Source organism: Rathayibacter sp. PhB179 (genome assembly GCF_004345345.1).
Taxonomy (GTDB): Bacteria; Actinomycetota; Actinomycetes; order Actinomycetales; family Microbacteriaceae; genus Rathayibacter; species Rathayibacter festucae.
Map to the genome: position 1 here is coordinate 122,089 of NZ_SLVD01000009.1, position 22,938 is coordinate 145,026.

A 22,938-nucleotide genomic window follows, 5' to 3' on the forward strand; every position below is an offset into this window, starting at 1 on the left:
GGAGCAATGCCGCGCAGCAATCGACCCCGCGGACGCGGGCGCGAGGACGACGACGAGCAGCGCGACCTCTCGCAGATGCTCGCCGGCTGGCGCCGCACCGAGACGCGCCGCGGCCGGGAGTGGAACGTCCAGCCCGTCTCGTCGTCGCGCGCGGTCAAGAACTACCTCTGCCCGGGTTGCGGCCAGACCATCGACATCGGCCTCGCGCACGTCGTCGTCTGGCGCGGCGACGGAGCACTGGGCGACGCCGCGGACCTCGCCGGTCGTCGCCACTGGCACACCCACTGCTGGCGGATCGAAGGAGCACGATGACGCACGAGATCCGCGGAGGCGTCGTCCTCCCCGCCCGCCGCGAGGACGTGGAGCTGCACACCGCCGACGGGCTGACGCTGGTCGGCGAGCTGGCGCTGCCGCTCGAGGGCGAGCCGGTCGCCACGCTGGTCACCCTGCACCCGCTGCCGACGCACGGCGGCTTCATGGACTCGCACATCCTGCGGAAGGCCGCCGCACGGCTGCCCGCCCTGGCCGGGGTGGCGGTGCTCCGCTTCAACACCCGTGGCACGAGCTCGCCGCGCGGGACGAGCGAGGGCGCCTTCGACGGCGGCACCGCCGAGCGGGCCGACGTCGCCGCGGCGATGGCGCTGGTCGCCGAGCGCGGGCTGCCGCACCCCTGGCTGGTCGGCTGGTCCTTCGGCACCGAGCTGGCGCTGAAGTGGGGGAGGGAGCACCCGGTCGAGGGTGCGATCCTGCTCTCGCCGCCGTTGCACCGGGCGACGGCCGAGGAGGTCGCGGCCTGGGGCGAGGACGGACGGCCCCTGGTCGCGCTCATCCCGGAGTTCGACGACTACCTGCGGCCGGAGGCGGCCGCCGAGCGGTTCGCCTCGGTCCCGCAGCTCGAGCTGGTCGCCGTCGAGGGCGGCAAGCACCTCTGGGTCGGCGAGGCGCAGACGCGCCGCGTGCTCGACGAGATCGTGCGGGTGGTGGCGCCGGAGTCGTCACCGCTGCCGACGGAGTGGGCGGGCGAGCTCGGCTGAGCCCGCCCACGCCGGTCAGCGGCTCTTCGAGCTGTCCTTCGAGTCGCCGTCGTCGTCCTTCGAGTCGTCGTCGTCGTCCGACAGGCCGTCGATGTGCCCGATCAAGCCGCGGAGGCCCGTGACGTAGCCGGCGATCGCGTCGCGCTCGGTGCGGATCTCGTCGAGACGGGACTCGGCCGTGTTCTGCAGCTCTCTGGTGCGGCGCTCGGCGTCGGCGATCATCTCGCGGGCGCGGTCGCGCGCGGAGTCGAGCAGCGCGTCCGACTCGTCCTGCGCCTCGCGGCGCAGGCGCGTGACGTCGTCGAGGGCGTCGCTGCGGAGCGCGTCGGCCTCGAGGCGCTTGTCGTTCGCGCGGCGGATGGCGTCGGCGAGCTGCAGGTTGGACTCGTCGAGGTAGCGCTGCGTCTGGGCGACCGCCTCCTGGTGGCGGAGCAGGTAGTCGCGGTCCGCCTCCTCGCGGCGGGCGGCGAGCTCCACGACGAGATCGATCCGGGCCTGCTCGACCTCGCGCGAGAGTGCGGCGGCCTCGTCGGAGGCGGCGGAGCGCAGCGCGGCGAGCTCGGCGTCCAGGAGTGCGACGGCGTCGGCTCGGTCGCGGGCGAGCGCGGTGCGCAGATCGGCGAGCTCGCGGGCGCCCTCGGCGCGACCGGTGGCCAGCTCCGCGGCGAGGTCGGCGCGGCCGGACAGGACCTCGGCCTCGATCGCGGCGCGGGCCTCGGCGACCTCGGCGGTGACGGCGGCGCGCAGGCGGTCGACCTCGGAGGCGACCTCCGCGCGCAGCAGCTCGTTGCTCTGCGCCAGGCGGGCGGCCTCGGCGCGGGCCACCTCGACCTCGCGGGCGGCGACGGCGCGCATCTCGGCGGCCTCGCGGCCGGCCTCGGAGCGGATCGCTGCGGCCTCGCGCTTCGCGGTCGCGCGGGTCTCGGCGGCCTCGGTGGCGACGGTGCCGCGGATGGCGGCGGCCTCGCGGACGGCGTCCTGGGTCATCACGTCGCGGTCGTCCGCGGCCTTGCCGAGCGTCGCGGCGGCCTGCGCCTCGGACTCCTCGCGGGTGCGGTCGGCGCGGCGGCGCGCCTCCGTCACGAGGCGCTCGGCCTCGTCGCGCGCGTCCTTCAGCAGGCCGTCGCGGTCGTCGCGGGTCGAGCGGCGCAGCGCGGACGCGTCGTTCTCCGCCTGCGCGATGATGCGCTCCGACTGCTCCTCGGCCACCCGGAGGGTGTGCTCGAGCTTCGCGCCGAGTCCCGCGTAGGTGGGCGCACCGACCTGCTGCAGCTCCTTCTCGAGCCCGTCGATCCGGGAGGAGAGGCGCTTGGCCTCGCGACCGCTCTCGGCGGCCTGGGTGTTGGCGTGGATGAGCTCGCGGCGCAGACCCTGGATGGCCTTGTCGACCTCGTCCCGGTCGTAGCCCCGGAACACCTGGGTGAATTCGGCCTCGTCGCTTGCCACGTCGTCTCCTCCGGAACACGGCCGCGGTGGGGTCGCGGCACTCCAGGGAGTTTAGTCAGCGGGTGCCTCGCGGCCCGGGCCGACACCCGCACCGCGCGCCCCTGGATCGGGGCTCTCGGCCGATCCCTGGGTTCGGCTCGGCCCATCCGCTAACCTGGACTGTCTTTGTCTGTTGCCGTCGCGCCCCGGTCCGGCCGTCACCGGAGCCGTCCCGGGCCGCCACCCCCCGATCCGGCAACGCAGGAGGAGTTCTTTCGTGCGGTTCGTCTTCGCCATCATCGCCACCGTCATCGCCGCGGCGCTCATCGCGCTCGGCATCGGCCAGCGGACGGTGTGGGCTCCACCGGAGTCGCTCACCGCGCAGACCGCGCTCGAGTCCGGCGCCCCCTACGCCGTCATCGACGGCAGCACGCTCGGCGCCAATCCCGGCCGGCAGACGATCACGGTCGAGGGCGAGGGCGACCTCGTGATGGCGTACGCGCCGACGACCGACGTGCTGGGGTGGGTCGGCGGCTCCGACTACGACCGCATCGACTACGCGAGCAGCGAGGACGGCGCGGACAGCCTGTCCGCCGAGCAGGAGACCGGGACGGCGCTGACGCTGGCCTCCGACGTGTCGGACGCGAACGCCGCCGTCGTCGATCCCCGTGACTCCGACCTCTGGCTCGAGCAGTTCGAGGGCACCGGCAGCATCACCGTCGCGCTCGACCTGCCGGAGGACGTCTCGCTGATCGTCGCCACCGACGGCACCGCCCCGGCCGCGAGCGACATCCGGGTGAGCTGGCCGGTCGACACCGCGACGCCGCTGGCCGGTCCGCTGCTGCTGGGAGGCGCCGTGTTCCTGCTGATCGGGCTGATCCTCTACATCTGGGCGTTCCTGCACCTGCGCCGCCAGCACGGACCGCGCCGCAAGGGCCCGCAGGGCAAGGTGCCGCGCGGCGTCCGGCTGCCTCGCGCCCGCGCCGGCATCCAGTCCTCCCTCGCGGCGGCTCAGCCCTCGCGGCGCCGCCGGCTGCTGGTGCTCCCGATCGCGCTCGGTGCGACCGTGCTGCTCGCCGGCTGCAGCTCCGACTACTGGCCCGACCTCGCCGCGAGCGCCTCCGGGACGCCGACCGCGTCCGCCACCGCGACCCCGGGCGCCGAGCCCGTCGCCGAGGAGCCGACCCCGGTCGTCACCACCCAGCAGGCGGAGGCGATCGTGGCCTCGGTCTCCGAGGTCGCGGCCGCCGCCGACGCCGCTCGCGACGCGAACATCCTCGCGGAGCGCTTCCAGGGCGAGGCACTGACCGAGCGCACCACGAACTACGAGGTCCTGACGAAGGGCGGCACGATCGACGCGCCGCAGGCGATCCCGGCGTCGCCGGTGAGCCTCGTCCTCCCGCAGGACACCGACAGCTGGCCGCGGCTGGTCACGGCGGTCGTGCAGAACACCGCCGACGCCACGCAGGCGCCGATCGCCCTGATGATGAGCCAGGCGAGCCCCCGCGTCGACTACAAGGTCGACTACGCGATCTCGCTCGAGGCCAACGCGCGGATCCCCGACGTCGCGCCGGTCACGGTCGGCACCTCGATCGTCGCCCCCGACTCGAAGCTGATGAAGCTCGCTCCGGAGAACGTCGGCGCGGCCTACGCGGACATCCTCGCCAACGGCGACTCCAGCCAGTACGCCGGGACCTTCTCGGGCGACGGCGACACCCTCCGCGGCCAGGTCGGCGTCGACAAGAAGAACGCCGATCGCGAGGCGCTGCCGGACACCGCCTCGATCGAGTTCACCAACGCGGCGGGGACCTCGGACACCATCGCCCTCGCCACCAACGACTCCGGCGCGCTCGTCGCCGCGAGCATCGCCGAGACCGCGACGGTCCGCCCGACCGCCGAGGGCTCGACCGTGTCGACGTCCGGCGCCTCGCAGACCCTGCTCGGGATCGACAAGTCGACCACGGGCATCGCGACCACCTACGGTTATCAGTTGCTGTTCTACGTCCCGCCCGTCGGATCGGAGGAGAAGATCGTCATGCTCGGATGGAGCCAAGGACTCGTCTCGGTGGTGCAGCTGCCGTGAGCACCCCCCTGCCCCCGCTGCCCGGCAACCTGCGCGGTGCCGTCGACCTGTCCACCCTCGTGAACCGGCGCACCCCGCCGGCCGCGCCCTCCGCACCCGCGGGCGGCGGTGAGGCCCCCCAGGGTGCCCCCGTCGCCAATCCGCTGCTGCTCTCGGCCGGTGACGCCGAGTTCGACCAGGTCGTCCAGCTTTCCTCGCGGGTCCCCGTGATCATCGACCTGCGCGGCTCGTGGTCCGACCAGAGCCTGAGCATGACCGCGCTGCTCGAGAAGGTCGTGATCTCCTACGCCGGTGCCCTCGTGCTGGTCGGCGTCGACGTCGAGTCGAGCCCCCAGCTCGCGCAGGCGTTCCAGGTGCAGTCGGTCCCGACGATCGCCGCCGTGATCGCCGGCCGGCCGGTGCCGATGTTCAACGGCCTCATCACCGAGGAGCAGCTCCGCGACCTGCTCGAGCAGGTCCTCCAGCTCGCTGCGCAGCAGGGCGTCACGGGCACCGTTCCCGTCGACCCGGCCGCCGCCGGTGCCGAGCCGGGCGCCGAGCCCGAGGCCGCGCCGCTGCCCCCGCACCACCAGGAGGCGTACGACGCGATCGACCGCGGCGACTACTCCGCCGCGATCACCGAGTACGAGACCGCCATCGCGCAGAACCCCCGCGACGACCTCGCCGTCGCCGGACTCGCGCAGGTGAAGCTGCTGCAGCGGCTCCAGGGCCGCACCCTCGACGACATCCGCTCGACCGCGGCCGCCGAGCCCGCGAACCTCGATGCGCAGCTCGCCGTCGCCGACCTCGACGTCTCCGGCGGCCACGTGGAGGACGCCTTCGACCGCCTCCTCTCGATGTACCCGCGCCTCGACGTCGACGGCAAGGCGAGCGTCCGCGCCCGCCTGCTCGAGCTGTTCGAGATCGTCGGCACGACCGACCCGCGCGTGAACAAGGCGCGAGCGCGGCTCACGGGGTTGCTGTATTGAATTGCGGGAGGAGCGCGAGCGCTCCTCCCGCCGCGGTCGGCTGGGTCTGTGGTTGCGATTCGCAGAGCGTGTCGCCGACGGCTCGCGAGAAACGCTGGCACGCGTTTCTCGCCCATCGCCTTGAGGGACTCGGCTGGTTCGGGGGACGAGCGGCTCAGTAGTCGCTGTCTTCGGCGCTCGTGCTCCGCACCTCGTCCTCAGTACTCGCGCCACATGGTGGTCGAGTAGCCCCGCAGGGGCGTATCGAGACCCGCCGTCACCAGCAGGGCGGGTCTGCAGACTCGTCCTGCTGACGGTGGTGGATCTCGATACGCCCGCTTCGCGGGCTACTCGATCAGCATGCGGGGGGCCGCGCTCTGGGCGGCGTCGGCCGCGGTCGGACGGGGCGTCGCGCTCAGCCGCAGGAGCAGTTCTCGGAGCGGGGGGCGGTGATGCTGCGCTGGTGGACGAGCACCTCGCGGGCCACGATCGACAGGTCGAGGCCGCTCGCCGCCGCCTCGGCGCGCAGCGTGAGGAAGGCGACGTCGGCGGAGATCCGCAGGCTCGCGCTCAGGAAGCCGACGGCCTGGAGGACCGCCGCCTCCTCGTCCGTGACGTCGGGCAGGGACTCCACCCAGGAGACGAACACGCCGTCGACCGAGTCCTCAGGCACGGGGGCCACCACCGGCACGACGACGGCTCAGGGAAGTGCGGGACGGTGACAGCATTCCCACCAGTGTCACCGAAACGGTGACATGAGCGCGGGGGGCTCGCCGCTGCGGGAGGAACACGGACGAGGACGACCGGTCCCGCCTCGTGTCGGGCGCCTCAGTGGCGGTGCGTGCCGGGTGAGGAGTGGACACCCGGCGCTCGGAGTCGACGCGAGGTCCCGCGGGCAGCCGATCCGGCGGATCGCTTCGCGTCGGCGCGGATCGACCGCGGAGAAGTCCCATGATGGTCGTCCTGTCTGCCGGGGTCTCGGGTGGATCGGATTGTCGGATCGACGCAGACAAGGTAACTTTTTTGCCGGTATCGCCTTCCTGCGCGGTTGTCCGCTCAGCGCACTCCTCGCACCGCGAGGTCGCTCACGGCGGCGGCTACCGCGCATCGGCCCGGGCGGAAGGGGGAGCAGTGGCGGAGCACCTGCAGTTCGAGCCGAGCGGCGACCGGGCCGCGCGCCTCGTGGAAGCGGTCGTGCACGCGCAGGACGCCCAGCGCCGGCTGACCGCCCGAGGGCGAGTGCAGCTCGGCCTCGGCGCGACCGACATCGCGGCCCTGCAGTACGTGGCGCGGGCCGGCCGCTCCCCGGTGACCCTCGGCCAGCTCGCCGACTGGCTCGACGTCACTCGCGCTGCGGCGTCGATGGCCGCCAAGCGGCTGGTCGCGGCCGGCTACCTGCACCGCGTCGACGACGAGTCCGACGGCCGACGGCGGTGGCTCGCCCTCACTCCACGCGGTCGCGAGGCGATCGACGAGGCGTTCGGCGCTGCCGACCGGGAGGCGTCGGCGCTCGTCGCGCAGCTCGACGACACCGTGGTCGAGTCCGTGCTCTCGACCCTGCAGCAGCTCGCGACCGTGCTCGACCCGCCCGGTGGGCCGGAGCGGACGAGAGCGCCGCATGGCGACTGATCGGGCTCCGGACTCCGCACGGGAGGATCGGGGGAGCATCCGCATCGAGGCGGTCGGCACCGACCTCGAGCGCGCCTCAGAGGTCCTCGGCGGCTTCTACTCGGGGACGGGGTGGTCGGTGGCGGCCACCGAGCAGCCGTTCTCGTTCCGCTACGCGGCGCTCGGCGACCCGGTGATGACGCTGCGCACCTCGCAGATGCGCGGCGCGACCACCGGGGAGGACCCGGCCGGCGGCGACTACGTCGTGCAGTGGCTGGTCGAGGGCAGGGGGATCGTCGACGTCCACCGGGACGCGATGCCGGTGACGCGTGGTGTGCCGCTCCTGAATCCGGCCCATCGACCGTTCGTCTTCTCCTACGCCGACTACGACCAGAAGCTCGTGCATCTGAGCCGTGAGCACGTCGACCGCAGCGCCCGCGAGCACGGCTACCGCCGCACGGGCGTGCTCCGCTTCGACCACCTGCACCGCCACGGCGTGGAGCCCGTGGCGCAGTGGCACGCGGTGATCGGCGAGATCTCGACGGCGATCCGCACCGGCCGGGTGACGTCGCTGCTCTGGGACCGGCTGACCCGCCGGGCGGCGGCCGCATTCCTGGAGCTGTACCCGCCCGAGGGTGCGGCGCTCCCGGAGGTCCTGCTCGCCCCGAGCAACGCCGGGATGCGCTCCGCCGTCGAGTTCGTGCACGAGAACGCGCATCTGCCGATCGGACCGATCGAGATCGCCGCGGCCGCGCACCTCAGCGTGCGCGGGCTGCAGGTCGCGTTCCAGCGCCTGCTCGGCACCACGCCGCTGCAGTACGTCCGGGACGTGCGCCTCGACCGGGTGCACGCGGACCTGCGCCTGGGCGACCCGGCACGCTCGAGTGTCGCCGGCACGGCGCGCAGCTGGGGCTTCGGGCACCTCGGCCGGTTCTCCGCCGCCTACGCCTCGCGCTTCGGCGAGTACCCGAGCCGCACGCTCGGCCGCTGATGCGGGCGCCAAATCAGGGACGGTAGAGCGCCCACTCGTCCCGGGGCAGCTCGCGCAGCTCGTCGACGACCCGCAGCTGCCAGATCGCCGGCGTGTGCCCCTCGAGGCGCCCGTGCACGGTCTCGCTGGTCCAGCCGTCGCGGGTGCGGGTGTAGCGGATGAATCGGACGTGCCGGCCCTCGAGGGGTGCTCCGCTGGTGGCCATCCCTCGATGGTCCCCGATCCGGGGGGCGGTTATCCGCTCTTGACAATGCGCGCGTCCAGCTGGGCGACGCACGGGCAGGGGATCGGCGGCTGAGCACCGACCGCGGAGTGAGGTCGGGGCGCTCGCCACCGCACCCTAGGGTGAGCGGATGAGCACCGCCGCCCTGTCCCCGAGCGCCCGATTCCACCAGCGATTCCTCGTCGAGCAGCGGGAGATGACGGAGCCCGCCCGCCGCCGCCTGATGCGCGCGGGAGGCGGTTCGGTGGCGGTCGGGCTCGTGCTCTTCGCCGCGCTGATCGTGCAGGTCGCGACGGGCACCGGCCTCGCGGCGCTCGATCCCGCGGTCTCGGAGTGGTTCCGCGCGAAGCGCTTCGCGGAGGGGACGGTGGTGATGGACACGCTGGCCACGGTGTTCGGCCCGGTCTTCCTGCCGATCATCATCCTCGGCGTGCTCGTGCTGTGGATCGCGCTCGCCCGGCACCTCTGGCGGCCGCTCCTGCTCGCGGGCGGGATGATCACGGGGATGCTCAGCGTCCAGCTCGCCGCGTACCTGGTGCAGCGGATGCGGCCGCCCGTGGAGTACATGCTGCTCGGGGCCGACGGGACGTTCTCCTTCCCGTCCGGCCACGTGACCGGCGTCTGCGACTTCTTCCTGATCACGACCTTCCTGCTCGCGTCGCGCCGCTCCTCGCCCGTCTGGGCGATCGGCGGCTTCGCGCTCTCGCTCGGGATGATCGCCGGCCAGGTCGTCGCCCGCCTGTACCTCCGCTACCACTGGCTCACCGACACGCTCGCCTCGGTGGCGCTCGCGCTGGTGATGCTCGGGTCGGTCGTGCTCATCGACACCTGGCGCACCGCGGTGGCGCGCGGGGACGAGGCCTGACCGGAGGTCGCCGATCCGCACCGCTCAACGACGACGCCCCCGGGCCGCAGGGCTCGGGGGCGTCGTCGTCTATCGGGGGAGCGTCAGCCGCCGACGGCCTGGCGTGCGCTGTCGAGTCCGGAGGAGAAGGCGTCCGCCGACGAGACGTTGCCGGACTCCAGCTCGACCAGGGCGCCGGAGAGCGCCGCGCCGATCACGCCGGTGTCGGGCCCGTTGACGAAGGACGGGAACTGCTCGACGGAGGTGGCGATCACGTCGCCGATCTTCGAGTCGCCGAAGAACGGGTCCGTGTAGGCGCGGACGCTCTCGCTCTCGAGGGCGTCGGTCGCCGCCGGGAAGGTGCCCGAGGTGGCGAAGTGGTCCTCCTGGCCCTCGGCCGACATCATCGTCTCGATGTACTGCCAGGCGGCCTCGGGGTGCTCGGCGCGGGCCGGGATGGCGATGACGCTGCCGCCCCAGTTGCCGCCGACGCCGGGGACCGTGGTGACCCGCCAGTTCCCGGCGGTGTCGGGGGCGTCGGTCTTGATGCCCTGCAGGATCCACGAGGGAGCGACGGTCACGGCGAAGGCGCCGTTCGCGCGCCCGGGGCCCCAGCCCGAGGAGAACGCGGCGATGCCGGCGCTGATGCCCGCGTCGTGCGCCTGCACGGCGGTGTCGAAGGCGTCCTCGACCTGCGGGTTGGTGTCGTAGACCAGCTCGCCGTCGGGGGAGTAGTACTTCTCGGTCACCTGGTTGATGGTCGAGTAGAAGACGCTGGTCTCCACGTTGTCGACGAACGGCTTGCCGGTCGCGGCGGTGTACTTCTCGCCGGTCGCGAGGAAGCCGTCCCAGTCGCTCCAGAGCGCGGCGACCTCGGCGGGGTCGGTCGGGAGGCCGGCCTGCTCGAAGAGGTCGGCGCGGTAGGCGAAGCTCAGTCCGCCGACGTCGGTCGGGATGCCGACGACCGAGCCGTCCTGCGCGGTGCCGGCGTCGGCGGCCCACTTCAGAGAGGAGGCGTCGAGGTCGTCGCCGCCGAGGGTGCGCAGGTCGAGGAAGTTGGCGCTGTTCTCGACGAAGCGGGGCAGGTCGTCGCCCTGGATCATGACCAGGTCCGGCACCTTGCCGCCGGCGAGCGCGGCGGTCAGGGCGGTGGCGGTCTCCTGCGAGGAGCCGACCTCGGTCAGCTTGACCTTCGCGTCGGGCTTCTTGGCCAGGTACTCGCTGACGTTGTCCTTCGCCTGGATGCCGGTGAAGGACCAGAACTGGACCTCGGCGTTCGGGTCGTCGGACGCGCCGCCGCCACCGCCCGAGGAGCAGCCGGTCAGGGCGAGGGCGACGGTGGCGACCGCGGCGGCCGCGGTCAGGATTCTTCTTCTCACGGGGGAGTCCTCTTCATCGGGGAGTCGCGGTGATGCCCGCGCGCGGGCGGGAGAACGATCTCTAGCTCGACGCTATCCCGCGCCTGGTCCCATACGCAACAACTGTCGATCTCGGCGAGAGTTCGATCTCCCGTCGACGGCGGGTCCGTGCATGCTGGTCGAGTAGCCCCGCAGGGGCGTATCGAGACCCCACGTCCTCTGCAGGGCGGTCTGCAGACTCGGCTTCCGACGCCGGTGGATCTCGATACGCCCGCTGCGCGGGCTACTCGATCAGCATGGCTCGGTCCGCTGCGCGGGCCGCCCGACCGGCACGACGACGAAGGCGGGCGGAGGGACGCGTGTGCGTCCGCTCCGCCCGCCTCCGGGTGGGGTGGTGCCGGTCAGCCCAGGTGGCGCAGGAAGAGCGCGCCGAGCGGGGGCAGGATCAGCTCGGCCGAGGCGGGGCGGCCCGCCCAGGGCTCGTCGCGGGCCTCGACCGCGCCGAAGTTGCCGACTCCGGAGCCGCCGTAGATCTCGGCGTCCGTGTTGAGCAGCTCCTCCCAGCGGCCGGCCTCGGGGAGGCCGACGCGGTAGCCGTGCACCGGCGAGCCGGAGAAGTTGACGATGACCGCGACCGCGCGGCCGGCCTTGTCCTTGCGGAGGAAGGAGATCACGTTCGGCGCCGCGGCACCGCCGTCGATCCACTCGAAGCCGGCCTGGTCGTTGTCGAGCTCGTTCAGCGACGGGACCTCGCGGTAGAGCCGGTTCAGCTCGCCGACGAGGCTCCACAGCCCGCGGTGGCTCGGCTGGTCGAGGATCCACCAGTCCAGCCCGCGCTCCTCGGACCACTCCGAGTACTGCCCGAACTCCTGGCCCATGAAGAGCAGCTGCTTGCCCGGGTGCGCCCACATGAACGCCAGGTAGGCGCGCACGTTCGCCAGCTGCTGCCAGTGGTCGCCCGGCATCTTCTGGATCAGCGAGCCCTTGCCGTGCACGACCTCGTCGTGGCTGATCGGCAGCACGAACTGCTCGCTGAACGCGTAGACGAAGGAGAAGGTGATCTCACCCAGGTGGTACTGGCGCCACAGCGGGTCGTTCGCCATGTAGCGCAGCGAGTCGTTCATCCAGCCCATGTTCCACTTGAGCCCGAAGCCGAGCCCGCCGGAGACGGTGGGCTGGGTGACGCCGGGCCAGCTGGTCGACTCCTCGGCGATCATCATGATGCCGGGGTAGAGCTTGTAGGCGGTGGCGTTCACCTCCTGCAGGAAGCTGATCGCCTCGAGGTTCTCGCGGCCGCCGAACTGGTTCGGCAGCCACTCGCCCTCCTTGCGGGAGTAGTCGAGGTAGAGCATCGACGCCACGGCGTCGACCCGCAGGCCGTCGACGTGGAACTCCTCGAGCCAGAACAGCGCGTTGGCCACGAGGAAGTTGCGGACCTGGGTGTGCCCGAAGTCGAAGACGTAGGTGCCCCAGTCCATCTGCTCGCCGCGGCGCCAGTCCGGGTGCTCGTAGAGCGGCTCGCCGTCGAAGCGGGCGAGCGCGAAGTCGTCCTTCGGGAAGTGCCCGGGCACCCAGTCGACGAGCACGCCGATGCCGGCCTGGTGCAGCCGGTCGATCAGGTACTTGAGGTCGTCGGCGGTGCCGAAGCGGCTCGACGCGGCGTAGTAGCCGGTGACCTGGTATCCCCAGGAGCCGCCGAAGGGGTGCTCGGCGAGCGGCATGAACTCGACGTGGGTGAAGCCCAGCGTGGTGACGTACTCGATCAGCGGATCGGCGAGGTCGCGGTAGCCGAGACCGGGCTTCCAGGAGCCGAGGTGCATCTCGTAGACGCTGATCGGCTGGGTGTGCGGGTCGACGCTCGCGCGCTGCTCCATCCAGCCGGAGTCGCTCCACTGGTGGTGCGAGACGGGGACGCGCGAGGCGGTCGCCGGCGGCACCTCCGTCGCGCGGGCCATCGGGTCGGCCTTGCGGACCCAGCGGCCGTCCCGCGAGAGCAGGTCGAACTTGTAGGAGGCGCCGGGCTCGATGCCGGGGACGAAGATCTCCCAGACGCCGTTGACGCCGAGGTTGCGCAGGGCGTGGCCCTCGCCGCTCCAGTCGTTGAAGTCGCCGACGACGCGGGCGGCCTGGGCGTGCGGCGCCCAGACGGCGAACGAGGTGCCCCAGACACCCTCGTGCTCGCGGTGCCGCGCGCCGAGCGCCTCCCAGAGCCGCTCGTGACGGCCCTCGCCGATCAGGTAGAGGTCGAAGTCGCCGACCGTCTTCGAGAAGCGGTACGGGTCCTCGGCGGTCCAGGAGGAGCCGTCGCCGTAGTGCGCCTCGACGGTGTACGCCTGCGGGTCCTCGTCGTGGACGCCCTGCCAGAGGCCGTCGTGCAGGTGCTCGAGCTCGACGCGGACGCCGCCGGCCAGGACGGCCGTGACGGCGTCGGCGAGCGGCCGGCGGACGCGGACGACCGCGCCGCCGCCGGGGAGCGGGTGCTGCCCGAGGACGTCGTGGGGAAGCGCGTTGCTGCCGGTCGCCAGCTGCTGGAGGACCCACTCGGGGAACTCGGGGAGCGCGTCGACCTCGGCGTCCGGCGCCGGGGCGGGGTCGGAGTCGCTCGTCTCCGCGATCGGTGCGCCGGCCGCGGCGGTCGGCTCAGGCGGCGTCAGCGGCTCGAGGGTCGCGGACGGAGCGGTCGGCTCCGGCGGCGTGAGCGGCGCGGGGGTCGCGGACGCCGTGGCCGGCTCGGGCGGCAGCAGCCGCTCGGGCGGCGCGACGGGCTCGGGCGGGGTGAGCCGCTCGGGCGCTGCGGACGGCTCCTCGGCCGCAGGCTCCGCGACGTGCGCGCCCGTGGTCGTCGCCGAGCTCGTGCCGGTCGTCACGACCGTCTCCACGCGCGGCTCGACGCCCGCCGCGTCGGCGGGGCTGCCGGCCTCGGCGGGGACGACGTTCTGCGCCGGCCCCGTCCCGCGCCTGCTCTCGTCCGTGCTCTCGTCCGTGCTCTCGGCCGGGCTCGTGCCCTTGTCCTCGGGAACCGTCATCGTCCGTCCGCCTTCACGCTCAGGATGTGCACGGGCTCGACGAAGGAGTCGAGCCGCACGTAGTTGTCGCTGCCCCAGGTCCACACGGCCCCGGTGATCAGGTCCTCGACCTCGTAGGTCGCGCTCCAGTCCAGGCCGAGGGCCGGCAGGTCGATGTGCACCGTCGTCTCGCGCGCCGAGTGCGGGTCGGTGTTGACGACGACCAGGAGGGTGTCGTCGCTCCCGGTGCCGGTGAACGCGCGGTCCAGGTGCTTGGAGTAGACGAGGATCGCGTCGTCGTCGCTGCCGTGCACCTGCAGGTTGCGGCGCTGGGCGAGCGCGGGGTGCGCCCGGCGGATCTCGTTGAGCCGGGTGATGTACGGGGCGATCGTGGTCCCGGCGGCATCGGCCGCGGCCCAGTCGCGCGTCTTGTACTCGAACTTCTCGTTGTCGATGTTCTCCTCGGCGCCCGGGCGCGCGACGTTCTCGATCAGCTCGTAGCCGGCGTAGACACCCCAGAGCGGCGAGGCCGTCGCGGCGAGCGCGGCGCGGACCTTGTAGGCCGAGCGGCCGCCGTACTGCAGGTACTCGGTGAGGATGTCGGGCGTGTTCACGAAGAGGTTCGGCCGCATGTAGTCGGCCGTCTCGTGCGAGATGCTCGTGAAGAACTCCTCGAGCTCCTCCTTGGTGTTGCGCCAGGTGAAGTACGAGTACGACTGCTGGAAGCCGACCTTGCCGAGCGCCCGCATGATCGCCGGGCGGGTGAACGCCTCCGCGAGGAAGACGACCTCGGGGTTCTTCGCTTTTACCTCGTGGATGATCCACTCCCAGAAGTCGAGCGGCTTCGTGTGCGGGTTGTCGACACGGAAGATCTTCACGCCGAGCGAGATCCAGTAGCGCAGGACGCGGAGCGCCTCCTGGCGGATGCCCTGGGGGTCGTTGTCGAAGTTGATCGGATAGATGTCCTGGTACTTCTTCGGCGGGTTCTCGGCGTAGGCGATCGAGCCGTCCGGCAGCGTCGTGAACCACTCCGGGTGGCTGGTCACCCAGGGGTGATCGGGCGAGGCCTGCAGCGCGAAATCGAGCGCGAGCTCGAGGCCCGCGGCGGTGACGGCGTCGTGGAAGGCGGTGAAGTCCTCGACCGTGCCGAGGTCCGGGTGGATCGCGTCGTGCCCGCCCTCGGGGGCGCCGATCGCCCACGGCGAGCCGGGGTCGCCCGGGCCGGCGTTCAGCGTGTTGTTCGGGCCCTTGCGGAAGTTGCGGCCGATCGGGTGGATCGGCGGCAGGTAGAGCACGTCGAAGCCCATCGCCGCGACGGCGGGGAGGCGGTCGATCGCGGTGCGGAAGGAGCCGGAGGTGACGGTGCCGTCCTCGTTCCGGACCGCGCCCTCGGAGCGGGGGAAGAACTCGTACCAGGCGCCGACGCCGGCGCGGGTGCGCTCGACGTGCACGGTGCGCGGCTCGGAGACGCTCGCGAGGCTCATCACGGGGCGCGCGGTGAAGGCGCCGTGGACGGCGGGATCCTCGGCCGCGGCGAGGCGCGCCTCGGGGGAGAGCGACTCGTCCGCCACGGTGGCGGCGGCATCGGAGAGCAGGGAGCGCTCGGCCTCGGAGCGGGAGTCGTCGCCCGCCGCGGTGCGGAGGAGGCTCTCGCCGATCGCGAAGGTGACGGCGATGTCCAGGCCGGCCGGGATCTTGACCTCGGCGGTGTGCAGCCAGGTCGCCCAATCGTCGGCGAAAGCGCGGATGCGGTACGTCCAGTCGCCCTCGTCGTCGAGGAGGACGAGGCGCCCGTAGCGGTCGGTCCCGGTGGCGATCAGCGCCATCCGGTGCTCCGACTCGGTGCCGGCGGGGGAGGTGAGCAGCAGGTCGACGCCGATCAGGTCGTGCCCCTCGCGGAACGCGGTCGCCGCGAACGGGACGACCTCGCCGACGAAGGCCTTCGCCGGCCAGCGGTCGTCCTCGAGCCGCGGCTGCGGGTCGATGATCGGGATGCGCTCGGCGCGCACCCGGTACCCGGAGCCGGTCGGAGGGGACTGCTCCGCGGTCTCCGCCGCAGCCTCGGGAGCCGGCGCCGTGTCGGCCGTCCCCGGTGCCACGGGCGCCTGCGCCTGCGCGGCCGGAGCCGGTGCCGTGCGATCCTGCGCATCCGGTGCCGCCGCCTCGGGCGACGGGGGTGTCTGCGCGGCGGGAGTCTCCTCCCGGGCCGCACCTCCCCGAGCCGCTCGTCGTGCGTCCTTGCCGTGCGAAGCCTTGCCGAAAGGTGTCTGAGCCACGTCACGACAGTAGCGACCGGCGATGCCTTTGGCACGCCGGTTGCGAACGCGCGCGCCGCTGTGCAAAAGGGCCTGCGCCACGGCCGACGGCGCCTGCGGGCTCTCCGCTACAGTGTGCGAGCGCGACCGCCCCGGCCGTCCGCAGGGGGTGCTCGCCGGGGTCCGCAGTCGCCGCGATCAGCCGGTCGTCGCACCGGCAGAGAGTCGAGGAGTGCCGTGAAGGCCATCCGCCGCTTCACCGTCCGGTCGGTCCTGCCGCCCGAGCTGTCCGCGCTCGGCGAGCTGGCGGGCAATCTGCGCTGGGCCTGGCACGAGCCGACCCGGCGCCTGTTCGAGCGGGCGGACGCCGAGCTGTGGCAGCGCAGCGGCGGCGACCCGACCGCGCTCCTCGGCGCGATCGCGCCCGAGCGCCTCGCCGAGCTGGCCCGCGACCAGGGCTTCGTCGACGACGCCTGGCGCCTCCGCGACGACCTCGAGCGCTACCGCACCGAGCCGCGCTGGTACCAGTCGCTGCCGGAGTCGGCGCCGCGCTCGATCGCCTACTTCTCGCCCGAGTTCGGCATCGCCGCGGCGCTCCCGCAGTACTCCGGCGGCCTGGGCATCCTCGCGGGCGACCATCTCAAGGCGTCCTCGGACCTCGGCGTGCCGCTGACGGGCGTCGGCCTCTTCTACCGCTCGGGCTACTTCTCCCAGGGCCTCTCCGCCGACGGCTGGCAGCTCGAGTCCTACCCCTCGCTCGACCCCGACGGCCTGCCGCTGCGGATCGTGCGGCTGGCCGACGGCTCGGCGGCGCGGATCGTGCTGGCCCTCCCGGACGGACGCGCGCTCTACGCCCGGGTCTGGCGGGCCGAGGTGGGCCGGGTGACGCTGCTGCTGCTCGACACCGACGTCCGCGAGAACGAGGACGCTCTGCGGACGGTCACCGACCGGCTCTACGGCGGCGGCGGCGAGCACCGCCTCCTGCAGGAGCTGCTGCTGGGCATCGGCGGCGTGCGCGCCCTCGAGCTGTGGGCCGAGGTCTCGGGCACGCCGCTCCCGGAGGTGTTCCACACCAACGAGGGGCACGCGGGCTTCCAGGGGCTCGAGCGCATCTCCGGCCTGATCGGCTCGGGTCTCGACTTCGACCAGGCGCTGCAGGTCGTCCGGGCGAGCACCGTCTTCACCACGCACACGCCGGTGCCCGCGGGCATCGACCGCTTCGACCGCGGGATGATCGAGCAGTACTTCACCACCGAGCTGCTGCCGGGCGTGCAGATCGAGGACGTGCTGGCGCTGGGCTCCGAGTCGACCACGGGCGGCGCGAGCGACGTCTTCAACATGGCGTTCATGGGGCTCCGCCTGGCGCAGCGCTCCAACGGCGTCTCGAAGCTGCACGGCGAGGTCAGCCGCTCGATGTTCTCCGGTCTCTGGCCGGGCTTCGACACGGCGGAGGTGCCGATCGGCTCGGTCACCAACGGCGTGCACGCGGCGACCTGGACCGATCCGATCCTCCGGGGTCTCGCCCGCGACCGGCTCGGCACCGACGACACCACCCGCGCCGACTGGGCGTCCGGCGCCCTGAGCGACGGCGAGCTCTGGCAGGCGCGGCGCTCGATGCGCGAGCAGCTGGTGCGCGACGCCCGGGCGCGCGCCGCCCGCTCCTGGCGCGAGCAGAACCCCGGCGGCCTCACTCCGGCCTGGCTCGACGAGCTGCTCGACCCGGACGTGCTCACCATCGGCTTCGCCCGGCGAGTGCCCACCTACAAGCGGCTGACGCTGATGCTGCACGACCCGGAGCGGCTGCGCGCGCTGCTGACGCACCCGGAGCACCCGATCCAGATCGTGATCGCCGGCAAGTCGCACCCCGCCGACGAGGAGGGCAAGCGGCTGATCCAGAAGCTGGTCCGCTTCGCGCAGGAGCCGGACGTGCGCCGGCGGATCGTCTTCCTGCCCGACTACGACATCGCGATGGCGCAGCTGCTCTACCCGGGCACCGACGTCTGGCTGAACAACCCGCTGCGTCCGCTCGAGGCGTGCGGCACCTCCGGGATGAAGGCGGCGCTGAACGGCTCGCTGAACCTGTCGATCCTCGACGGCTGGTGGAACGAGTACTTCGACGGCGAGAACGGCTGGGCTATCCCGTCCTCCGACCGCGACCTCGACCCGGAGTCGCGCGACACGCTCGAGGCGGATGCGCTCTACGAGCTGCTCGAGAGCGAGGTCGTGCCGCGCTACTACGAGCGCGACCACGACGGAGTGCCGCGCCGCTGGGTGCGCTCGATCCGCCACACGCTGGCGACGCTCTCGCCGGAGCTGTCGGCCGAGCGGATGGTGCGCCAGTACGTCGAGGCGCTCTACCAGCCCGCCGCGGAGGCCGGGCGCGAGATCGCGGCCGACCACTTCGAGCCGGCCAAGGAGCTGTCGGCGTGGAAGCAGCGGGTGCGCGCGGGCTGGCCGGGAGTGGCGGTCGCCTCCGTGGAGTCCGGCGGCATCGACGCGGTGCCCCAGCGCGGCGACCGGCTCGCCCTGCGCGCGGGGGTGCGCCTCGGCGAGCTCTCGCCGGAGGACGTCACCGTGCAGGTCGTCTCCGGCACGACCGCGGCGGACGGCTCGCTCGTCGACGTGCGCCTGCACGAGCTCGAGGTGGCGGAGGAGTCGGGCGCGGTCGTGCCCGCCGACGCGGTCGGCCGCGTGCCCTACGCCGGCGAGATCGTCCTCGACCGCAGCGGCTCCTTCGGCTACACCGTCCGCGTCGTGCCGCGGCACCCGCTGCTCGCCCGCTCGGCCGAGCTCGGCCTGGTCGCGGCGGCCGGCTGACGCGCCCCCCATGCCGGTCGGGTAGCCGCGCAGCGGCGTCTCGAGCGGGGAAGCCGCTTCGCGTCTCAGCGATGAGCGAAAGGACGCGGCTGCGCCGCGACATGCTGGTCGAGTAGCCCCGCAGGGGCGTATCGAGACCCGACGTCACCAGCAGGGCTGGTCTGCAGACTCAGGTTCTGACGGTGGTGGATCTCGATACGCCCGCTCCGCGGGCTGCTCGATCAGCAGGGAAGCCCGCTGCGCGGGCTGCTCGATCAGCATTGACGTGGCCTCAGTGCATGCCGGTGGAGCTGCCGCGAAGCGTCCTCTCAGATGCATGCTGGTCGAGTAGCCGCGCAGCGGCGTATCGAGACCCGCCCCGCTCAGCGCGCGATGTCCGCCAGGGTCGCGCCCGTCGCGTCGACGAGGTCCGCCGGCGCGAGCTCGATGTCGAAGCCGCGCCGCCCGCCGGAGACGAGCACGGTGTCGTACAGCTCCGCCGTCTCGTCGAGCACCGTGCGGTGCCGCGTCTTCTGCCCGATCGGCGAGATGCCGCCGAGCACGTAGCCGGTGCGCCGCTGCGCGAGCGCGGGGTCGGCCATCGTCGCCCGCTTGCCGCCGACCGCCGCCGCGAGCTCCTTGAGCCCCAGCTGCCCGGTCACCGGCACGATGCCGACGACCAGCTCGCCGTCGACATCGACCAGCAGGGTCTTGAACACCCGCTCCGGCTCCACCCCGAGCGCCTCGGCCGCCTCGCCGCCGTAGCTCGCCGCCCCGGGATCGTGCCGGTACTCACGCGGCACGAAGGCGATCCCCGCGGCGGTCAGCGCGAGCGTCGCCGGAGTCCCCGGTCCGCCCTTCATCAGCTCGCGGCGGCCGGACGCGGGCCGTGCGCGGCGAAGAGCTGCATCGAGGTGCCGGCGACGCGGACGACCTGCCCCGGCTCGAACGACTCGCCGTGCTCGAGCGGCACCGCCTCCTCGCTGCTCCACAGCCGGGTGTACCCGGTGACGCCCTCGCTCTCGGCGAGGACCACCGAGGTGTCCGACTCGACGCCGTGCACGATCAGCAGGACGCGGTCGAACTCCTCCGTCTCTGGAGTGGACGCGGCCAGGTACTGCAGCGTGCGGTTCTCCGCCGAGGTCCAGTCGTGCTCGGACATCGTCCGCCCGTGCGCGTCGAACCACTGCATGCTCGTCGCTCCCGGCGTCACCGCACCGCCGCGCCCGTAGCGCGAGGGCCGCAGCGCCGGGTGCTCGCGGCGCAGGCGGATCAGCGTCCGTGCGTGCTCCCGCAGCTCGAGCTGCCAGTCGCTGCGCCCGTCCCAGCGCAGCCAGGTGAGGTCGGAGTCCTGGCAGTAGGCGTTGTTGTTGCCGCGCTGACTGCGGCCGAACTCGTCGCCGGCCGTGATCATCGGGACGCCGGCCGAGAGCAGCAGCGTCCCGAGCAGGTTCCGCATCGCCTTCCGCCGGCCACGGTTGACGGCGTCGTCGGCGGTCGGGCCCTCGAAGCCGTGGTTGAAGGAGCGGTTGGTGTCGGCGCCGTCGCGGTTCGACTCGCCGTTGCCGATGTTGTGCTTGACGTTGTAGGAGACCAGATCGGCGAGCGTGAAGCCGTCGTGCGCCGTGACGAAGTTGACGGAGGCGAGCGGCCCGCGCTCGAGCGAGAACGTGTTCGACGAGCCGGAGAGCCGGGTCGCGAAGCCGCCGATGCCGACCGGCGCCGTTCCCGCTCGCCGGGCGTAGTCGATGTCCGAGAGCCAGAAGTTGCGGGCGCGGTCGCGGTAGCGGTCGTTCCACTCCGACCAGCCGTCCGGGAAGTTGCCGGTCTGCCAGCCGCCCATGCCGACGTCCCACGGCTCGGCGATCATCTTCACGTCGGCGAGCGTCGGGTCCTCGACGGCCGCGCGCAGCAGCGGGTGGTCGCGCTGGAAGTGCGCGATCTCGTCCCGCCCGAGGGTCGCGGCCAGATCGAGTCGGAAGCCGTCGACCCCGACCTCGTCGGACCAGTAGCGGAGCGAGTCGAGCACCAGGCGCTGCGCGACCGGCCGGCCGAAGTCGATCGTGTTGCCGCAGCCGGTCACGTCGATGTAGTGGCCCTCGCCGGTCTGGCGGTAGTACGCCTGGTCGTCGATCCCGCGCAGACTCGAGCGCGGACCCTGCGGCCCCTCCTCGGCGGTGTGGTTGTAGACCACGTCGAGGATCACCTCGAGCCCGGCCTCGTGCAGCAGCTTGACCATGCCCTTGAACTCGCGCAGCACCGCGGTCGGGCCGCCGCGCTGCGCGGCGGGGGAGGCGTAGGCGGCGTGCGGGCTGAAGAAGTTGAGGGTGTTGTAGCCCCAGTAGTTGGTGAGCCCCTGGCGCAGCAGGCGCTGCTCCGAGACGAAGGCGTGCACGGGGAGGAGCTCGACGGCGGTGACCCCGAGGTCGAGGAGCGACGAGACGGTGGACTCGTGCGCGAGGCCGGCGTAGCTGCCGCGCAGCTCGACGGGCAGCGCCGGGTTGAGCTTGGTCAGGCCCTTCACGTGCGCCTCGTAGATCACGGTGCGATCCAGCGGCGTGCGCGGCTTCTCGGAGGAGCCCCAGTCGAAGGAGTCGTCCACGACGACGGAGCGCCACTCGTTCTCGGCGACCCGGTGCAGCCCGCGGGAGTAGGGCTCGAGCAGGGGGACCCGCGGATCGAAGCGGCCGGGGACGCCCGAGGGCCCGTCCACCTTGATCGCATAGCGCCGGCCGACCGTGAGCTGCGCCGCCCGGGCGGACCAGACGGCGTCGTCGCCGCGCACCAGCGGGACGGTGCGGGTGACCCAGCTGGGGTCCTTCTCGTCGTAGAGCAGCAGATCGATGGCGGTCGCGTGCTCCGACCAGACCCGCAGCTCACCGCCGTCCGCGTCCACGGCGACTCCGAGGCGGGCCAGGGAGTCGCGTGTCTGCATGCGATCTACAGTAGTGAGGGGCCGGAGACCTGCTCCGCACCCCGGACGCGGGACGGAGGGCGCCATGATCTATCTCGATCACGCGGCGACCACCCCGCTCCGGGCGTCGGCGCTCGCCGCCTTCGCCGAGGCGTCCACTCAGCCCGGCAACCCCTCGTCGGTGCACGGCTCGGGCCAGGAGGCGCGCCGCCGGCTCGAGGACGCCCGCTCCGCCATCGCCGTCGCGCTCGGCTGCGAGCCGATCGAGGTGATCCTCACCGCGGGCGGCACCGAGGCGATCAACCTGGCGCTGAAAGGCCTCTACTGGCAGCGCGTCGCGGAGTCCCCGGCGCGCACGCGCATCCTCGTGCCCGGCGGCGAGCACCACGCCACGATCGACACGGTGGAGTGGCTCGCGGCCCACGAGGGAGCCCGGATCGAGTGGCTCGCGCTCGACGCGGAGGGGACGCTGCGGCCCGAGACGCTCGAGGCGGCGCTCGCCGCGGATCCCGGCTCCGTCGCGCTGGTCTCCGCGCTCTGGGTGAACAACGAGATCGGCACGATCGCGCCGGTCGCCGAGCTGGCCGCGGTCTGCGCCCGCGCCGGCGTGCCGCTGCACCTCGACGCCGTCGCGGCGCTCGGCCACGTCCCGCTCGAGATCGCGGCGGTGCGGCGCGCCTCCGGCTCCCGCGACGGCGCGGGTCTCGTCGCGGTCAGCGTCTCGGGGCACAAGGTCGGCGGGCCGATCGCGACCGGCGCCCTCGTTCTGGCGCGCGATGCCCGGGTCGTGCCGGTGCTGCACGGCGGTGGCCAGCAGCGCGGGGTCCGCTCGGGCACCCAGGACGTCCCCGGGGCGGCGGCGTTCGCGGCGGCCGTGACGGAGGCGGTCGCGGAGCTGCCCGGCGAGGCGCTGCGGCTGGCGGCCCTGCGCGACCGGCTCGTCGCCGGGATCCTCGCGGCCGTCCCCGGTGCGACGCTGACCGGGCCGGCCGTCGACTCCGGCCGGCGGGTCGCGAGCAACGCGCACGTCGCCTTCCCCGGCGCGCAGGGCGACTCGCTCCTCTTCCTCCTCGACATGGCGGGCGTCTCGGTGTCGACCGGGTCGGCCTGCACGGCCGGCATCCCCGAGCCCTCGCACGTGGTGCTGGCGCTCGGCCGCAGCGAGGACGAGGCGCGCGGCGTGCTCCGGATGACGCTGGGCTGGACCACGACGGACGCCGACGTCGACGCGCTGCTCGCGGCGCTGCCGGGCGCGTACGCGCGGGCGGCCCGCGCCGGGTTGTCCAGCCGCGCCGTGCTCCCCGCCTGACGCCGCCTCCGCGCGCCCGCCCGCCCGGTCCGTTCTGCAGGTGTCCGGCGCGAGTCGCCCGATCCTCCGTGCAGGTCTGCGCCGAACGCGCGCGATCGCCTGCAGATCGGACGCGACGGGGGACGGACCGCCGCGAATCGCGCACA

The 22,938-nt window shown here is 73.1% G+C and carries 17 protein-coding genes; 9 read left to right on the forward strand and 8 right to left on the reverse strand.

The genetic code is table 11. The features are described from left to right. The first annotated feature begins 6 nt into the window (after positions 1-6). Both EDF43_RS17340 and EDF43_RS17345 read left to right on the forward strand, forming a co-directional pair. Entirely contained in the window at positions 7-312 is a 306-nt protein-coding gene (locus EDF43_RS17340; RefSeq protein WP_123445737.1) for a hypothetical protein, read from the forward strand. Beyond that, complete coding sequence (locus tag EDF43_RS17345) at positions 309-1,034, forward strand: alpha/beta fold hydrolase (protein WP_132437837.1); 726 nt, start codon at positions 309-311, stop codon at positions 1,032-1,034. Before EDF43_RS17340 ends, EDF43_RS17345 begins: the two co-directional genes overlap by 4 nt. Positions 1,035-1,049: 15 nt before the next feature. On the opposite strand, the gene EDF43_RS17350 is transcribed toward EDF43_RS17345, so the two are convergent. Next, positions 1,050-2,480: a DivIVA domain-containing protein gene (locus EDF43_RS17350; protein WP_132437838.1), complete on the reverse strand. Its 1,431-nt coding sequence runs from the start codon at positions 2,478-2,480 to the stop codon at positions 1,050-1,052. A gap of 256 nt (positions 2,481-2,736) precedes the next feature. Here EDF43_RS17350 and EDF43_RS21970 point away from each other — a divergent pair, with 256 nt between their 5' ends. Beyond that, positions 2,737-4,542: a hypothetical protein gene (locus EDF43_RS21970; protein WP_165909162.1), complete on the forward strand. Its 1,806-nt coding sequence runs from the start codon at positions 2,737-2,739 to the stop codon at positions 4,540-4,542. After that, a complete protein-coding gene (locus EDF43_RS17360; RefSeq protein WP_243581620.1) occupies positions 4,539-5,510 on the forward strand; it encodes a tetratricopeptide repeat protein in 972 nt (323 codons plus the stop codon). Before EDF43_RS21970 ends, EDF43_RS17360 begins: the two co-directional genes overlap by 4 nt. 394 nt (positions 5,511-5,904) lie before the next feature. On the opposite strand, the gene EDF43_RS17365 is transcribed toward EDF43_RS17360, so the two are convergent. After that, a complete protein-coding gene (locus EDF43_RS17365; RefSeq protein WP_132437839.1) occupies positions 5,905-6,162 on the reverse strand; it encodes an ANTAR domain-containing protein in 258 nt (85 codons plus the stop codon). Between the two features lie 458 nt (positions 6,163-6,620). Here EDF43_RS17365 and EDF43_RS17370 point away from each other — a divergent pair, with 458 nt between their 5' ends. Continuing rightward, the gene (locus EDF43_RS17370) at positions 6,621-7,118 is read left to right on the forward strand and encodes a crosslink repair DNA glycosylase YcaQ family protein (protein WP_132437840.1); all 498 of its coding nucleotides are present in this window, start codon (positions 6,621-6,623) and stop codon (positions 7,116-7,118) included. Beyond that, positions 7,108-8,088: an AraC family transcriptional regulator gene (locus EDF43_RS22190; RefSeq protein ID WP_207901824.1), complete on the forward strand. Its 981-nt coding sequence runs from the start codon at positions 7,108-7,110 to the stop codon at positions 8,086-8,088. Before EDF43_RS17370 ends, EDF43_RS22190 begins: the two co-directional genes overlap by 11 nt. Positions 8,089-8,101: 13 nt before the next feature. Here EDF43_RS22190 and EDF43_RS17380 read toward each other — a convergent pair whose 3' ends face one another. After that, on the reverse strand, positions 8,102-8,293 hold the full coding sequence (locus EDF43_RS17380; RefSeq protein WP_123445744.1) for a hypothetical protein: 192 nt from the start codon (positions 8,291-8,293) through the stop codon (positions 8,102-8,104). 148 nt (positions 8,294-8,441) lie between these two features. Between EDF43_RS17380 and EDF43_RS17385 the strand changes: the two genes are divergently transcribed. Beyond that, positions 8,442-9,176: a phosphatase PAP2 family protein gene (locus EDF43_RS17385; protein WP_132437841.1), complete on the forward strand. Its 735-nt coding sequence runs from the start codon at positions 8,442-8,444 to the stop codon at positions 9,174-9,176. A gap of 83 nt (positions 9,177-9,259) precedes the next feature. On the opposite strand, the gene EDF43_RS17390 is transcribed toward EDF43_RS17385, so the two are convergent. The 3 genes from EDF43_RS17390 to EDF43_RS17400 all read right to left on the reverse strand — a co-directional run bounded on the left by EDF43_RS17390 (position 9,260) and on the right by EDF43_RS17400 (position 15,506). Then, positions 9,260-10,534 (reverse strand): extracellular solute-binding protein, encoded by a 1,275-nt coding sequence (locus tag EDF43_RS17390; RefSeq protein WP_132437842.1) that lies wholly within the window; start codon positions 10,532-10,534, stop codon positions 9,260-9,262. Positions 10,535-10,914: 380 nt separating this feature from the next. Continuing rightward, positions 10,915-13,539 carry a 1,4-alpha-glucan branching protein GlgB gene (gene glgB, locus EDF43_RS17395; RefSeq protein ID WP_132437843.1) on the reverse strand — a complete coding sequence of 875 codons (2,625 nt, stop codon included), beginning with the start codon at positions 13,537-13,539 and terminating at the stop codon, positions 10,915-10,917. Further along, the gene (locus tag EDF43_RS17400; RefSeq protein WP_243646357.1) at positions 13,536-15,506 is read right to left on the reverse strand and encodes an alpha-1,4-glucan--maltose-1-phosphate maltosyltransferase; all 1,971 of its coding nucleotides are present in this window, start codon (positions 15,504-15,506) and stop codon (positions 13,536-13,538) included. The genes glgB and EDF43_RS17400 overlap by 4 nt, the downstream gene beginning before the upstream one ends. Before the next feature lie 504 nt (positions 15,507-16,010). Between EDF43_RS17400 and glgP the strand changes: the two genes are divergently transcribed. Beyond that, positions 16,011-18,590, forward strand: a complete 2,580-nt coding sequence (gene glgP / locus EDF43_RS17405; protein ID WP_132437845.1) for an alpha-glucan family phosphorylase — start codon at positions 16,011-16,013, stop codon at positions 18,588-18,590. 362 nt (positions 18,591-18,952) lie between these two features. On the opposite strand, the gene ybaK is transcribed toward glgP, so the two are convergent. Further along, positions 18,953-19,432 (reverse strand): Cys-tRNA(Pro) deacylase, encoded by a 480-nt coding sequence (ybaK, locus tag EDF43_RS17410; RefSeq protein ID WP_132437846.1) that lies wholly within the window; start codon positions 19,430-19,432, stop codon positions 18,953-18,955. Continuing rightward, on the reverse strand, positions 19,432-21,504 hold the full coding sequence (gene glgX, locus EDF43_RS17415) for a glycogen debranching protein GlgX (protein WP_132437847.1): 2,073 nt from the start codon (positions 21,502-21,504) through the stop codon (positions 19,432-19,434). Before glgX ends, ybaK begins: the two co-directional genes overlap by 1 nt. Before the next feature lie 64 nt (positions 21,505-21,568). Between glgX and EDF43_RS17420 the strand changes: the two genes are divergently transcribed. Next, positions 21,569-22,792, forward strand: a complete 1,224-nt coding sequence (locus tag EDF43_RS17420; protein WP_132437848.1) for a cysteine desulfurase family protein — start codon at positions 21,569-21,571, stop codon at positions 22,790-22,792. Positions 22,793-22,938: the final 146 nt, after the last annotated feature.